Here is a 15,167-nt window from a genome sequence, read left to right on the forward strand (position 1 = left end):
GTTATTCACTTTGAGCCAGTTCTGATTCGTTTTCCATCTTGAGTTTCCCGACGATATAAGAGCCCAGATCTCTCCCTTGTTTTACACCCACTTCCACGGCTGCACGGTAATGTATTCCCCCGTACATTCTGCTGATCGCGGCTTCGTCTGCAGCTTCCCTGAAGGACCTAAAAGATCGAACCGGTAAACCGTAGGCAAGTTCGGTATCGTCGTCAAAAGAAAAGTCCTCTCCAAAGATATCCGTCAGGACTATGGAGGCTGCACCGGAAACCACACTGTGGCCACTGGTGTATTCAGGAAATGGAGGGGTCTGAAGCACAGGCTTCCAGTTATCGTCAATATGTTCGTTTATCAATGTCTCAGGCCGGATGAGATTGGAGCGGTATTTTTCATCCCAGCAACTGATAAAGGCATCGGCAATGGCCATTGAGGTCTTGGTATAGGCATACACCGTTTCGTTGAAACCCGAATTGGATTTCCTGCAAGCGATCTTGGTGATCCCTATCCAGTGCGCCCCGGGGGTAATTTTTTTAGTGGCGAACATAAGGTGTCCGCGGGTGACGGAAACATATGGGTTGCAATCCCAGAATTTTGCGATCTCCACCTCTTCCGATCCGTCTCCCTCGGCCTCCATCTTTTTACTGATATCGTATACTTCCCTGACCTCTTTGTAGAAATCAGAGCCTTCTTCCATAGAGAATGGGGGAGGAGGCACCGGTTTGAACTGCTCCGCCGAATCAATCACAAAAGGCCGAATCTTACTCCAGTGCGGTTCTATTCCGGCCATATATGCAGGTGGAGTAGGCTGCCAGCGGGAAGGCTCATCCGTATTCACGGTGAACTTGGGCATGGTCCGGGTCTGTTTGTAATTGTCCTTATCCATCCACGCCGCAATATGTTCGGCTACCTGCATACCGTATTCCTTAGAGGCTTCGAATTCTGCTTTATTCTCCTCAGACCAGATGGCGTATAAACTGTCGCGATAGCTGATCATCCGATCTTCGCTGAAGATGAGCCTGCGGCTGAGATCTATATGGGCGATCAGAGCAGCAAGGGACTTGTTCACCTGTTTTTCAGGGTCGGCCTCAGGGACAGGAGTGAGTTCGTGCACCTGCCCGGCCAGTGACCGGTATTTATCATCATCCTGTGCTATGATCTCGTATGCAGCGATATTGGGATAGGTGAAGATCCTGCTGGCTACAGGGGGCGAGAAGATATCGTGAATCATGATTTCCGTCACCTTATCGACACTGCTGTGCATCAATTCCGGTGAGATCTCAATAGGAGCTTCTTCCCTCTGACAGCTGAGGGAGACCAACACCATGAGAAAGAGTATTTTTTTCATTTGGATTCGCTTTTGTTTATGAATTGGTATAGTTGTGCGGCATCGTCATTGAATGTCGCCAATAAATAAGGTTGGCCCTTTATGGTTAGTATGTTGAGGTGCCTGATGGATTTTTGAATGAAATCCAATCCCAGTCGGTCCCCCAAAATTATATCATTTTTACTTTTTATCATAGCCCCGGCAAAGGCTCCAAGCCTTCCGTGATAGGGTTTTACCCCGAAGTAATTTCCTCCGGTCAGGACCTCCTGAGACCCGTCTCCGTCAAAATCAAATTCCAGGAAAGCGGTGATAGGTGCTACCTGCAGTTCCATCGGGAAGGGTACAAAGGTGAATTTACCCTCCTGGTTCTCCAGGTAACCGGACCTCAATTCGTGGACTTCGTATACCTCAGCCTGCCTCAATTGCTCCTTCTCCAGGACTTCTTCAACCGGTTTTCCGGCAAATGACCTGTAGGAGGTAAATTTCTTCCTGAGGCTGACCATCTGTTCGGCAAGGCCTTTTAATCCTTCAATAGGAAAATTCTCCCCGTCTTTTACAGTCGTCAGGATGGTCTCTGAAGTCCCGTTCTGATCAAAATCACCGTAGTAGAGTTTCATAGGATCCTTTTCCGAAGCGATAAATTTGGTGTTCAGGCCCCAGTTCCCGAGGAGGTAATCCCTATCCCCGTCTCCGTCAATGTCAAAACCGAGGATGCTTTCCCATAACCCCGGTACATCGTCTTCCAGGACGTTATCCCTGACCAGTTTCCCGCCTTCATTCCTGAAAAAAACGGGAGACATCCATTCTCCCACAACAATGAGATCGGTAGAGCCATCCCTGTTGTAATCGTCCCAGATGGCATCAGTTACCATCCCGACCTGTTCCAGGTCTTTGTTTGCAACCTTCTCGAGTTTTCCGTCATTATTCAACAGGAGATAGGACTCCGGAATTTTACCAAAATCGTTAGTAATTATATGATTACCCACAAACAGATCGATGTCCCCGTCTCTATCGAAATCTGAAGGGGCGATAACCGAAGCATTTTGGTAGGAATCCGTTAGCTTTTGTTTGATAAAGGTTGAATCGGATGCCGTGTAATACGAGTCCAGCAAAGGGGCCATCTGATTGTAAAAATCGGCTCCCCCTGTTCCTACAAAAAGGTCATTATGCCCGTCACCATTTAGGTCTTCGATCACTGCAGAAATGTCTTCTGTGATAGAGTCCCTTGCAATGCTTTCTATTTTCTTTTCTTCAAATCCATCCGGGGTTTGGAAATAAAAGCGAGGAGGTTCAAACTTCGATCCTCCAAAATACACGTCATCTTTACCATCTCCGTTCAGATCACCCACAGCCACTGCAGGGCCACGATCCGATCCCTGGTAGGGGATAAGTTTCTGGCGGTTGAAATCGAGGTAGGGATCCTCTCTATGAACAAACCCGATCCCCATATTGTCCTCCACTTTTTTGAAAAGTGTACTTTTTACCGGTTTTAACCAGGGAGGATCAAAAGGCATTACATCCCCTTGTTGGATGACCAGGGTCTGGTTGGGGGAAACGTCCCTGAGCAGCTGCGTGGTCTTGTCCGGCCACAGGATACGCAGGGAATCTACCTTTTCCGCCGAACCGTACCCGAAATGGAGAACAGGTTCGGACGAAGCCTGAAATCCCCTTACCGTATACAGTTCCCTGGATTGCATTCTACCCTGGTGGTAGGACAGGATCTTGGTCCCGATGCCGTAGGAGTTCTTGCCATTATATTTCAGTTTAATCTTCAGGTAATGGGCTTCCTTTTTGGATTGGTTGATGTAAAGGGTGGGCTCGCTGTTGATGTTGTTGACCACCAGGTCCAGGTCTCCGTCATTGTCGAGATCTCCCATGGCTGTTGCACCCGAGACCAGTGTGTCGCTGGTGATCCAGTCTTTGGAACGGTCCTCAAACCGGGCTTTTTCAAGGCCTTTGAAAACATAATTATGGATCTTACCGGAGGGCATCAGGTCAAGGGCTTCCTGATCCACCAGTTTCGTATTGTCTATCTTCTTCTTGATCTGTTCGTTTGAAACAAAATTTATAAAATCGAGATCGTTTGGTCTTTTGGGAATTCCGTTGGAAATAAAGACGTCCTGTTGTCCATCTGCATCGTAATCTGCAAAAAGGGCACTCCAGCTCCAATCGGTAGCCGCTATCCCGCTCATCAGGGCCGTTTCTTCAAAACCAGCCCCCGGCCTGTTGATCTGCAGCATATTCCGCGTAAATTGAAAATGATACCCGTATTGGTTGATGCGCAGTTTCTGGATCTGAATATCATCGTCCCCTTCGGATGACTTCAGAACGGTTTCGTCCTCAGGGAGCATGTCCAGAGATAAGATATCCGGCCAGCCATCGTGGTTGATGTCAGCCACGTCATTACCCATGGAGAACCTCGTAGTATGGGTAAAGTACGTTTTCAGCTCTTCGGAAAAAGTACCGTCCCCATTGTTCAGGTAGTAATAATCATCTTCGTGAAAATCATTCCCCACATAGATGTCGGGGTATCCGTCCAGGTTGAAATCACTGATCGCCACCCCAAGGCCGTATCCGTTGATCCCCCCGAATATACCGGCTTCTTCACTGACATCCTTGAACCTGTCCCCATCATTGCGGAGCAGCCTGTCTCCTGTCTGGAAATCACGCCTCAACCTCAGGTCTGCCTTACCGAATGATTCCTGGGTATGAACAGCGTGGTTGAGGAGATAAAGATCCAGGTCGCCATCAAGGTCGTAATCGAGAAAAGCGGCATTGGAACTAAAGGTGTCAAAATCGAGCCCGAATTCTGCCGCACTTTCCGTAAAGGTGAGATCTCCATTATTGATGAAGAGTTCATTGTACCCATTGAATCCGTTGATCCCGACTACTGCGCACACGTAAATGTCGAGCAGACCATCCCCGTTGACATCCCCCATAACGGCACCCGTATTCCAGGAACTGTTTCCCCCAACTCCGGCTTTTTCGGTAATGTCCTCAAACCTGAGGTCCCCTTTGTTGAGGTAGAGCCTGTTCTTTACCTGGTTTCCCGAAAAGTAGATATCCGGAAGGTCGTCTCCGTTGATGTCCCCTATGGCTACGCCTCCCCCGTTATAGAAATACAGGTAGTCGAGGATATTGAGGTCGTCGGTTTCTGTGAGCGTATTTTGGAAGGTGATACCCGTTTCCTCGGAAGGCGGATTGGTAAAGAGATCTCCTCCCTTATCACCGCAGCCGACTAATAAGACTAATATCCCTATGAGAATCGTTCTATTCATTGAGCTTATAGATCTTAGGTTGGGAATCGTTTATGGCGGCTATCAGAAAAACACCCCCGTTTCTATCCTTGAATTGCCCCAGGTGTTTGATCTCCTCCCTGATAAAGAACCCGCTTTTGGAGTAGTCCTCCCACTGATAGTCGAGTTCCTTGTTGCCAAGCAGCACGTTTCCGTAGCTGGCGTCCAGTCTGGAGTATTGGGGTTTGAATTCAAAATTGTTTCCTCCCATGATCAGGTCCACATACCCGTCCTTATTGATATCTGAACAGGAAATACCACATACGCAGGACAACTGGACCCGAGGCGGAAGGTTTTTAGTGGTGAATTTTCCTCCCCCTTCATTGATGGCAATGATGGATTCTGAAATGGCCGCTTTCTTCATGATGGAGCTTTGTATGACGTTCGGGGGCCATAACTCGTCTATGCTCCTCCTCGCGTATTCTGAGGCTTTCAGGTTCTGCTTCTTGAGGGATACGATCTGGTTGGTGAGCTCTTTTTTCTGATGTAAGGGGAAATCCCTTCCATTTTCCTGTAAGGTCACGATTTGCTCAATGGTCCCGTTTCCGTCAAAATCATTTACCCACATCTTCATGGGTTGATTAGGTCCCGGTTTGTAATGCAGGTTGGCTCCCTGGTTACCCAGGACGAGGTCGTTATCGCCGTCATTGTCTAGATCAGCAACCTCCACTACGTTCCACCACCCGTCCAGGGCATCGAGGTCGGTGGCCATTTTTGAAAGGCGCCTCCCTGAATTGCGATAGACCCGTGGTGTACCCCATTCTGAGACGGTAATGAGGTCTTTTTTGCCGTCCCCGTCCATATCGGCCCAGGTGGCATCCGTGACCATGCCTGCATCCCGGAGGTCATATGCCAGTCGCTCCGTCGCATCACGGAAAGTCCCATCCCCGTTGTTCTCCAGGAACAGGTGATCCGGATCCACACCATAGGTGCCCACGACGCTTCTCGACCCTATAAACACATCCACGTCCCCGTCCTCATCAAAATCATAAGGCGCTATAACCGAGGTATTTTTGAACCTTGAAGGCAAAGACTCTTCGGAACGGGTGAAGTTTCCTTTCCCATCATTCAAATAAAGCCTGTTTCGGTAGCTCAGCTCCCTTCCGACCTGGTTTCCGCCCGAACCTACCAGGAGATCGATATCCCCGTCCCCATCGGCATCAAAGAAAGCGGCTGATGTATCCTCGAAATCCAGGTCTTCCATCAGTATGCGTTGCGAAATGGGTCTTACCTTTCCATTCCCGAGGTGTTTATAGATCATTCCGGACTGGCCGGCTGCACCACCGATGAAGATGTCCTCATTCCCATCTCCGTCTATGTCCCCTATAGCCAGGGCGGGACCTTCTTCGGAAAGCAGTTTATAGATAAGGCCTTCGTAATCAAAATCATTGTAATTGTCCTCTCTGTGAGAAGTCAGTGCGGTATTGGGGATTTCCTTTAGGAGTGGGACGATTTGCTCTGGCTTTGGAGGGGTATATTCTTCTAAGTCTTCCTCATAAGAAAATGAAAGTACCTGATTTGGCCTGACAGCTGTCAGTAATTGGGTCTTATTATCCGGCCAGATCACCCTCAGGGAATCGATCTGAGCAGTCTTCCCCAAACCAATGGTCATAGTGTAGTCCATGGACGACTGAAATCCTCTTGAGGGGATCAATTCCTGAAAGATGACCGTATCGTCATAATAGAGATTCACGGTGGTGCCTATGGCAAATTTATTCTTCTCGGGTCCCTTGAATTTTAACTGGATATAGTGGTTATCAGTCATGGTATCCGTATGGTTCTCATAGAGGAAGGTCTCCATGTTCACATTACTCACCACCAGGTCCAGGTCCCCGTCGTTGTCGAGGTCCCCATAGGCTGCGCCGTTAGACATGGTGGGCAATTCGAATCCCCATTCCTTGTTGGCGTTCGAAAAAGTGAGGTCGCGGTTGTTTTTGTAGGCATAGTTGGGCTGTGGCCTGATGGGCATCTTGTTGATAATGGAATCTATGGATTCCTTACGGCCGGTCAATGCCATTTTCTGGATGATCTCATTGGCAAAGAAATCCACAAAATCGAGGTCTGTAAGGTCGTGGTTGATCCCGTTGGTGACAAAGATGTCCCTGAATCCGTCATTGTCCATGTCGAACATGAGTCCGGCCCAACTCCAGTCTGTAGCATCAACCCCACTGTAATAAGCGATCTCTGAGAAGGAACCATTTCCGTTATTCAGCTGGAGGGTATTCTGGATATACTGCTGATAGAAATCCTTTTCCTGTTTAAGACGGAATACGTCATACCCGTCAAATTCCATCACGGACTTGACCCGTTCATCCGCTTCGGGTAGCATATCAGTGATAAAGATCTCAGCGTGCCCGTCGTTGTTGATATCGGCCATGTCTATCCCCATGGCAGAGAGGGAAAGGTGGGAGGTCCAACCTTTAATGTCTTCTGTAAATGTTCCGTCCTGGTTGTTGATGTAAAGGTAGTCCCGTTCGTAGAAATCATTGGAGACATAAATATCCGGGTAGAGGTCTTTATTGATATCTGTGATCATGATCCCGAGGCCAAAACCGATCAGACTTCCGTAGATGCCGGCTTCCTCACTCACATCGACAAAAACCCCGTTGTCATTTCTCAGCAACATATCTCCCACACCCCTGAAAATATCGGGTACACCTTCCCAGTCCTGGGCCCGCACCTCCCGCTGGGCGGCATAACCGAGGCTGCTTACCGGGATATTGCTATTGTTCAGGATATACGCATCGAGGTCCCCGTCTTTGTCGTAGTCGAAGAATGATGCATGGGTGGAGAACCCGGTCTTTGCGAGGTTGTACTCCTCCGCCTTCTCTGAGAAAGTGAGATCACCATTATTAATGTACAAGTCGTTGTCATGGTTATCCCCCTCCATATTCCCTGCATTGCTCACGTATATATCGAGCAGGCCGTCCTGGTTGATATCCACCATGACCACTCCCGTAGACCATGGCTTGTTCCCTTCTACTCCAGCCGAAGCCGAGATATCCTCAAACTTCAGATTCCCTTTATTAAGGTATAGTTTATTGGGGACCATGTTCCCTGTGAGGTAGATATCTGGAAGGCCGTCATTGTTGATATCCCCTATGGCAACTCCCCCTCCGTTGTAGAAATTCCTGTATTTGAAGATATTGAAGTTCTTCTGATTCTCCACCTCGTTCACAAAGTCGATCCCGGTCCGGGAAGAGGGGAGGAGGGAAAACAGTGTCGGGGCAGATTCAGCCGTTTCCTTCTTTTCGCTTTCGGAAGTGCAGGCTGTGAGCCAGAGGGCAATACCTAAAATGAGCAATCGTCCTGTATACATTTTTCTCATAATGCTTTATCCTTATGTGTCGTTAAAAAAACGGGATGGTCGTTATTGATGCCGATCAGAAAATGGTCCGTTCCGTTGATTTTGATCTTGGTGATAGATCTGGCAGGTCCGGAGATATCTATCTCGGGAGCAGGCCGCCACTGAAAATTTCCTTTCTGATCATTCAGCAAAATTATGCCATGTGAGGCGTCCATCCTACCCAGTTGGGTGCTAATTTCATATGTATTCCCTACCAGGAGCAGGTCCAGATAACCGTCTGAGTCAAGATCGCTGATCAGGATGTCGTGGGTGCTACTGGCCTGTGCCATCAGGGGCAATGCCTTCCTGGAAAACCTTCCCGTTCCGTCGTTTGAGAAATAAAGGGTCGCCAGTTCAAAAACCTGCTTTTTTTCAGCTTTTGAAAGAGCTTCAGGGGTGAATAGATCGGTGAGGCCAGCCTTGGCGAAGGAGGTATAGGAAAGAAATTTCTTGTTTAGGTTCGGGAGTTGTTTGACCATCTCATCCTTGGAGGCAAAAGGGGTTTCTACCTCCCCTTCATAATAAGTAACCACAGGATCTACGGTCCCGTTGTTGTCAAAATCCTTCCTGTACAGGGTAACTGGTCTTGATACGGTAGCTTTCAGTCGAGTATTCCGGCCCCAGTTCCCCGCAAAGATGTCCAGGTCGCCATCTCCGTCTATATCGGCGAAGTTCACAGTATTCCAGAATCCATGAGTTTTTTCTAAACCGGTATTCTCCATTTTTTTCAGAGACCCGTCCTGATTCTTGAGGATAGTCAGAGGCTCCCAGTATCCGGCAGTGATCAGTTCTTCCTGTCCATCTTTGTCGACATCTACCCAGACAAAATCCTTTACGCTGCCCAGGGAGGTAAATGCGGCAAATCGTTCCTCGTCTGCCAAAGTAAAACGGCCTTTTCCGTCATTCAGGAATACATATTGTCTTGAGGTGGATCCGAATTGAAGGGGTTGCTGGTCAGATGCGATCAGGAGATCCAGGTCCCCGTCCCCGTCCAGGTCACGGGCATCGGTTTTGGAGGCATTCATCCAGACCCCATTGAATTGGTGGCTGTCCTTTTCGAGCAAACCCTTGCGGTTAATATAGAGACGCGGCTGTAGTCGCTCTCCATTTGGGAATTCATTCCCTCCGCTTACGACCAGCAGGTCCATCCACCCGTCTCCATCAGCATCGAAAAAGACCTGAGAGACATCTTCGCTCAGAGCATCTTCCAAAAACAGATCCTTTTGACTCTCGATAAATTCACCATCAGCTGTCTGGAGGTACAATTGCGACACCTGTGCTTTGGCTCCGGAGAAAAATAGGTCATCCCTGCCGTCACGGTCGAGGTCAACTACCGATATGGAGGGTCCCTCATTGGTGTTCGCAAACGGGACCAGAGGATCCCGATCGAACTCCAGGGTAGCCGGTTCCCTGTGGCGAAAATTTACAGGGGCGTCAACCCTGTCTAGAACGATCCCAGAAGAATGAGAAGGTTTTGGTAATTCGATAACATCGGCATCTGATTCACTTACGACCAGAGTGGTATCTGCCTTAGGGGTCTTGAGCAAGTGCACGGCCCCGGTTGGCCATCGGATTAACAAAGAATCAATAGTGGGGTTATTTCCGAGGCCAAAGTGCAGGGCAGGAGGAACGGCCGAAAGGAAACCCCGCGTAGGGAAGTTTTCACGTGTCTGAATTTTTCCATCTGCGAAAAGGTCGATTGTAGCTCCGACTCCAAAGAGATTTCCGCCCTCTCCGGCCAACTCTATCTTTAGGTAGTGGTTAGTTTTTGAATTATCTGCCCTGTTCTCGAGTACCATGGCTTTTTCATCCATATTGTTGACCACCAGATCCAGGTCTCCGTCGTTGTCGAGATCTGCATATACGGCACCATTACTGAAGGAAGGCAGTTCTTTAAACCAGCTATTAGTTACGTCTTCAAATGAAAGATCCCCTTTGTTTTTAAAGAAATAATTGGAGGACTTTATCTGGGGGATCTCAGCGATAAAGCTCATATCTTCTGCAGACATGCCTTGTTCTAATCTCTGTTGAATCGATTCATTCGCGATGAAACTGATGAAATCCATATCGTTTGTGGCTCTCTTGATCCCGTTGGTGATATAGAGATCCTTAAAGGAATCATTGTCAAAGTCGGCCAGCAAGGCGCTCCAGGACCATTCTGTCGCTGCGATCCCCGAAAGCTGGGCAATTTCACTGAACGTTTCATTCCCCAGGTTCACATGCAGGGTATTTTGCATGTATTGGGGGGAGTATCCATTCTTCAGATAATATTGATACGTGGGATAAGGAAACTCCAGTCCGGAGGTCTTGTAGGTCTCGAGATCTTCAGGCAGCATGTCGAGGGATACGATATCTGCGAGACCGTCATTATTGATGTCTGCTATATCGTTGCCCATAGAATAATGGCTGGTATGGCCCATTGATCTGTCGTTTGAGGAGATCAGTTCCCTGAAGGTTCCATCTCTTTGGTTGATGTACAGGTAGTCATTTTCAAAGAAATCGTTACCAATATATATGTCGGGATATCCGTCTCGGTTTAGATCGCTTACTGTAATTCCCAGTCCGTACCCTATCCTTCCCTGAAAAATGCCGGCCTGCTCCGATATATCTGTGAAGATCCCGTCGTCATTTCGGAATAGTCGATCTCCGGATGAAAGGTCGGGCTGTAAGCGCTGAGACCCTTTGCCATAAGTCAGATTGGGGTGAACAGAATGGTTCAGGAGAAACATGTCCAGATCCCCATCTAGATCGAAGTCGAAGAAGGCAGCCTGTGTGGAAAAACCACTGAAATCTAAGCCATAGGCCTCCGCATCTTCTTTAAAAAGTGGAATGCCCTCATCATTTACTCCCTGGTTAATGAAGAGCAGGTTCTTTCCTTTTATCGATCGATAATCCCCCACCTTGCAGACATAGATGTCAAGCTTTCCATCGTGATTGATATCTACATGGGTCACCCCCGTTGTCCAGTTTCCGGTGTTTTCAATCCCGGCCTGGGCAGTGATGTTCCTGAACTTCATGTCACCTAGGTTGAGGTAGAGTTGATCTTCTCCCTGGTTGGCTGTGAAGTACAGGTCTGTGAGTCCGTCTGAGTTGAAATCTGCGGCAGCGACTCCGGCCCCGTTATAGAAATAGAGATAGTTCAGGATGTTTAATTCAGGGGTCTCGGTAAGGGTATTCTCGAATTCGATCCCTGTTTGTGATGCCTGAAGGGAAACAAACTGCCCGGGAGGGGTCTTTTCGCATCCGGCAGCCAGCATGGTCAGTCCTAAAATATACCCGTAGATCCTTTTCATCATACATCTGAAACGGGCCACAAGATACTCAATACGGCAGGAAGATGGAAGTTGTCACCGTTGGGTTTTAAGCCTGGGGGACGTTAAAAAGGTTATGGAAAAATTAATAATATTTAATTGCTGGATAATTTTATAAATTATCCGATATATTTAAAGGATCAAACGAACTAACTAACTAACCGAATCATGATAGGAATACTATCCTTTGTCGGCTTTACCTCCTTGGTGGCCATTATCTCGTATTTTGCAACCAGAACCACAGATGAAACTTCCTCAGACGGGTATTTCCTGGGTGGAAGAAGCCTGACAGCCGGGGTCATCGCGGGGTCTCTCCTCTTGACCAACCTTTCCACGGAACAGATCGTCGGCCTGAACGGAAGCGCTTATAAGGACGGACTGTCCGTCATGGCCTGGGAGACACTGGCTGCAATTGCCATCGTTATTACGGCCATCTTCCTCTTACCCCGATACCTTAAAGGCGGTCTTACAACCGTACCCCAGTTCCTCGCCAAAAGGTTCGACGTGTCGACCAAGACTATTACATCAGCCCTTTTTCTAACGGGCTATGTGGTGGTGTTACTTCCTGTTATCCTGTATTCGGGATCAGTGGCCATTAGCGGGATGTTTAATGTGCCGGAGATGCTCAATGTTTCGGATAAAACAGCTTTGGTTTTATGTATCTGGGGGATCGGGATCATCGGTTCTATTTATGCCGTATTTGGGGGACTTAAGGCAGTTGCTGTGTCAGATAGCATCAATGCGATCGGCCTCATACTGGGAGGGATACTGATCCCGATATTCGGATTGATGGCCATAGGAGACGGCCATGTATTTCAGGGCCTGGAAAACCTGATGGCGGCTAATCCTGAACGATTCGACTCTACTGGGGAAGCCGGGCAGGAGGTCCCATTCGAGACCATTTTTACCGGTATGATGCTGGTGCAGCTGTTCTATTGGGGTACTAACCAGCAGATCATACAGCGCGCCCTGGCGGCCAAGAATCTGGCGGAAGGTCAAAAAGGATTATTGCTGGCTTCTTTTCTGAAGATCCTTGGACCCATTATCTTGGTCTTGCCCGGGATGATAGCCTACCACTATTTTGAAGGAGGTTTGTCGTCCAGTGACCTCGCTTATCCGGAACTCGTCCGGGCTGTTTTGCCAAAGCCGTTGATCGGGTTTTTTGCAGCCGTACTCTTTGGGGCCATTCTGAGTTCTTTTAACAGTGTTCTGAACAGTTCGGTAACCCTTTTTGGAATTGATATCTACAAACAGCATATCAACCAGGAGGCCCCCGAGAAGGTAGTCGTTCGCTACGGAAAGATCTTCGGAATCATTTTGGCTCTTGCCGCCATGTTTATTGCACCCATGATCGCCAATGCAGGGAGTTTGTTCAATTACCTGCAGGAAATCAACGGGATCTATAGCATTCCTATCCTGACCATCATTGTCATTGGTTATGCGACCAAGAGGGTGCCAGCTATCGCCGCCAAGGTCGGGATCATTTCAGGTTCTCTGCTCTATATAATATCCCAGTTTTGGTTACAGCCCAGGTACGTCAGTGAAGCCCTTGAGGGAGCGGCGGCCATGGGAATTACAGATCCATCTGAACTAGCCCTGATTGAGGCTGACGCCTACCCTCATTATTTGCACGTAATGGCCATTTTGTTTATTGCCAACATAGCCATTATGCTTCTTATCGGAAAGTTTAGACCAAGGGCTACAGCCTATGTACAGGAATACACTGAACAGGTGGAGATCACACCTTTTAAATATGTGAAACAGGTCGGCATCCTCATAGTGCTAACAGTGGTGGGTATTTACATATACTTTGCCCAGTAGGATACTCTATCAGCTATAAAAGAACACTTCGTCTTGAGACTTAAGGGAAGTGATTGAACGAGAACCCCTTTAAAAAAGTGTTTTTACTCCTCCCTGTAATCTCTGGGCATAATTTAACAGAATCTATTATAGCCTTACTATAGGTTTTTCATAAAGTGCCATAGTTCTTACTCTGATGCAATAAGGGCATGTGAGGAATTTTCATTTTGTGATATGGAAGGGACTTATTAACCTCAGGCATTTGATCAAAAGACTCGACCAGTTTCCGCTGTATCAGAAATGAGAAGAAGTATAATTATTACTCAGGCGAACCGGAGATTCAGAAATGTCGAATAATAGGAAAAGGTATGAGGTGTAGCGTTGGGATTAAAGGTGCAAAAAAGGAATAAAAAAACCCCGGATAAACCGGGGTTTTTGTAGATATTATAAGATCTAGTATCCAGGATTCTGAACCAGATTTGGGTTCGCCAGTAACTGTGCAGGAGGGATCGGGAACACGTGTCGATTTGTGTTACCAATTTCGCTGGATTCTTTGAAAAGCCAGTCTCTGGTATACTGTCCAAAACGGATCAGGTCATTCCTTCTCCAAACTTCCTGGTACAACTCACGACCTCTTTCGTCGAGAAGTTGTTGCTCGCCTACAGATCCGAGAGGTGTTGCTCCCCTAAGTACGCGAAGTTCGTTCACCATGGCGGTTGGGTCTCCGCCGCTGCGCATCATGGCCTCTGCCTTCATTAGGTGGGCATCTGCATATCGGAAGACAACTTCGTGTCCGGCAAAACCTCCACCGTAACGAGGGTTGTATTTCATTACCCTGATACCTGTGGTCTCGTCGTTGTTAATGAAGCTTGGGGCTCCGGTACCATCAACGAAATCCCTTTTAAAGGTAAGAGGCGCTCCTGCCCTGTCTGTCAACGGAGTACCGTCGAGAGCGTATTGCTGTCCGATCAGGTATCCGAATCCAACGTTTGAGCCATCTTCCAGTCCGCCGTTATCTGAAGTACCGGGTTCTCCGGTGAAAGGCTTTCCTGCTGGTGGAACTCCACCGCGGCGTTCTTCCTGCCCGTCTAATGGATTACCATTAACATCAGCGCGGTTGTTGTTAGGATCACCTTCATACAGGTCGTAATACTCAGCAAGAGTACTAAACCCGTTCCAACCTCCGCCTCCGAGAGAGGTAGAGTTGTAGTGAAGTCCATTGTAAATCCTGTTTCCTGTTATAAGTGCAGAAAGAGACCAGATGGTTTCGGTATTTCCTCCTGTATCTGCAGGATCACGGAAAAGATCAAAGAATCCGGCCTGCAGGGCAAAGCCATCTGCGGCAATCTGATCTACCAGAGAAACCACCTCATTCATATCTCCCGAATCAGGGCTACCTCCTAAATAGATGTGCTTATTGAGGAGAACTTTAGCCTTTAAATACCTGGCTGCAGCCTTGCTGGCGCGATTCAAAGTAGCGCCACTTCCGGCAGCCACTGTTGGCAGGTTAGCAATAGCCTGATCCAGATCGGCCAGGATAAAGTCGACAGCGGCCTGACCTGTCAGTACTTCCGGCAAGGAAGAACTCGGCAGGCTGGTGTCCCTGAAAGGCACCTGGCCGTAGTTGTCGAGGATGACCCACATACTGAAGGCCCTTATAAAACTGGCATCTCCAATGTTCTGAGCAGAAGGGTTACTTCTGGAATCGAGGACTCGAGACGCAGCCAATTGATTACCGTTGAACTGGTTCCAAACAGTACCTATAAAGGCGTGTTCTCCGTTCCAGGTATGGTTGTGGAGCACCCTCCACAGTCCGTTATCACCCCAGTCTGTTCCCCTGGTAGGTACCAGGGCCGCATCTGTGGTCACTTCTTGAAGGGCGAAAAAGTTCGCCTGGTCACCATACTGCCCACCTAATGAACTGTACAGTCCGTCAATTGCCGAGGACGGATCAGCCAGACCCTGGAAGCCTTCACTGATGATAGAATCAGTCGCTTCGATCTCCAGGTCGGTGCAGGAAGACATTCCTACGACGGAGGCGATGGTTAAAAAATAGATTTTAAATTGATTTCTTTTCATGATATTCAATT

General features: G+C 48.2%; 6 protein-coding genes. 1 reads left to right on the forward strand and 5 read right to left on the reverse strand.

What is annotated here, in order from left to right; all coding sequences use genetic code 11:
- Position 1: 1 nt before the first annotated feature.
- Genes IEV19_RS09875 through IEV19_RS09890 form a run of 4 tightly spaced genes read right to left on the reverse strand, consistent with a single transcriptional unit; the run spans position 2 to position 11,262 of the window.
- Positions 2-1,345: a vanadium-dependent haloperoxidase gene (locus IEV19_RS09875; protein ID WP_188370485.1), complete on the reverse strand. Its 1,344-nt coding sequence runs from the start codon at positions 1,343-1,345 to the stop codon at positions 2-4.
- On the reverse strand, positions 1,342-4,602 hold the full coding sequence (locus tag IEV19_RS09880; protein ID WP_188370486.1) for a VCBS repeat-containing protein: 3,261 nt from the start codon (positions 4,600-4,602) through the stop codon (positions 1,342-1,344). The genes IEV19_RS09875 and IEV19_RS09880 overlap by 4 nt, the downstream gene beginning before the upstream one ends.
- A complete protein-coding gene (locus IEV19_RS09885; RefSeq protein WP_229732532.1) occupies positions 4,595-7,948 on the reverse strand; it encodes a VCBS repeat-containing protein in 3,354 nt (1,117 codons plus the stop codon). The genes IEV19_RS09880 and IEV19_RS09885 overlap by 8 nt, the downstream gene beginning before the upstream one ends.
- Entirely contained in the window at positions 7,945-11,262 is a 3,318-nt protein-coding gene (locus tag IEV19_RS09890; protein ID WP_229732533.1) for a CRTAC1 family protein, read from the reverse strand. Before IEV19_RS09890 ends, IEV19_RS09885 begins: the two co-directional genes overlap by 4 nt.
- A 183-nt stretch (positions 11,263-11,445) precedes the next feature.
- Between IEV19_RS09890 and IEV19_RS09895 the strand changes: the two genes are divergently transcribed.
- On the forward strand, positions 11,446-13,098 hold the full coding sequence (locus IEV19_RS09895) for a solute:sodium symporter family transporter (protein WP_188370487.1): 1,653 nt from the start codon (positions 11,446-11,448) through the stop codon (positions 13,096-13,098).
- 432 nt (positions 13,099-13,530) lie between these two features.
- Here the strand turns inward: IEV19_RS09895 and IEV19_RS09900 are convergent, their stop codons facing one another.
- Positions 13,531-15,156: a RagB/SusD family nutrient uptake outer membrane protein gene (locus IEV19_RS09900; RefSeq protein WP_188370488.1), complete on the reverse strand. Its 1,626-nt coding sequence runs from the start codon at positions 15,154-15,156 to the stop codon at positions 13,531-13,533.
- Positions 15,157-15,167: the final 11 nt, after the last annotated feature.

The organism is Muriicola marianensis, from assembly GCF_014638095.1.
Classification (GTDB): Bacteria; Bacteroidota; Bacteroidia; order Flavobacteriales; family Flavobacteriaceae; genus Muriicola; species Muriicola marianensis.

Excerpts from the sequence above, each read along its gene's own strand:
- IEV19_RS09875 (WP_188370485.1), bottom strand. The coding sequence starts at position 1,345 with ATGAAAAAAATACTCTTTCTCATGGTGTTGGTCTCCCTCAGCTGTCAG.
- IEV19_RS09880 (WP_188370486.1), bottom strand. The coding sequence starts at position 4,602 with ATGAATAGAACGATTCTCATAGGGATATTAGTCTTATTAGTCGGCTGC.
- IEV19_RS09885 (WP_229732532.1), bottom strand. The coding sequence starts at position 7,948 with ATGAGAAAAATGTATACAGGACGATTGCTCATTTTAGGTATTGCCCTC.
- IEV19_RS09890 (WP_229732533.1), bottom strand. The coding sequence starts at position 11,262 with ATGATGAAAAGGATCTACGGGTATATTTTAGGACTGACCATGCTGGCT.
- IEV19_RS09895 (WP_188370487.1), top strand. The coding sequence starts at position 11,446 with ATGATAGGAATACTATCCTTTGTCGGCTTTACCTCCTTGGTGGCCATT.
- IEV19_RS09900 (WP_188370488.1), bottom strand. The coding sequence starts at position 15,156 with ATGAAAAGAAATCAATTTAAAATCTATTTTTTAACCATCGCCTCCGTC.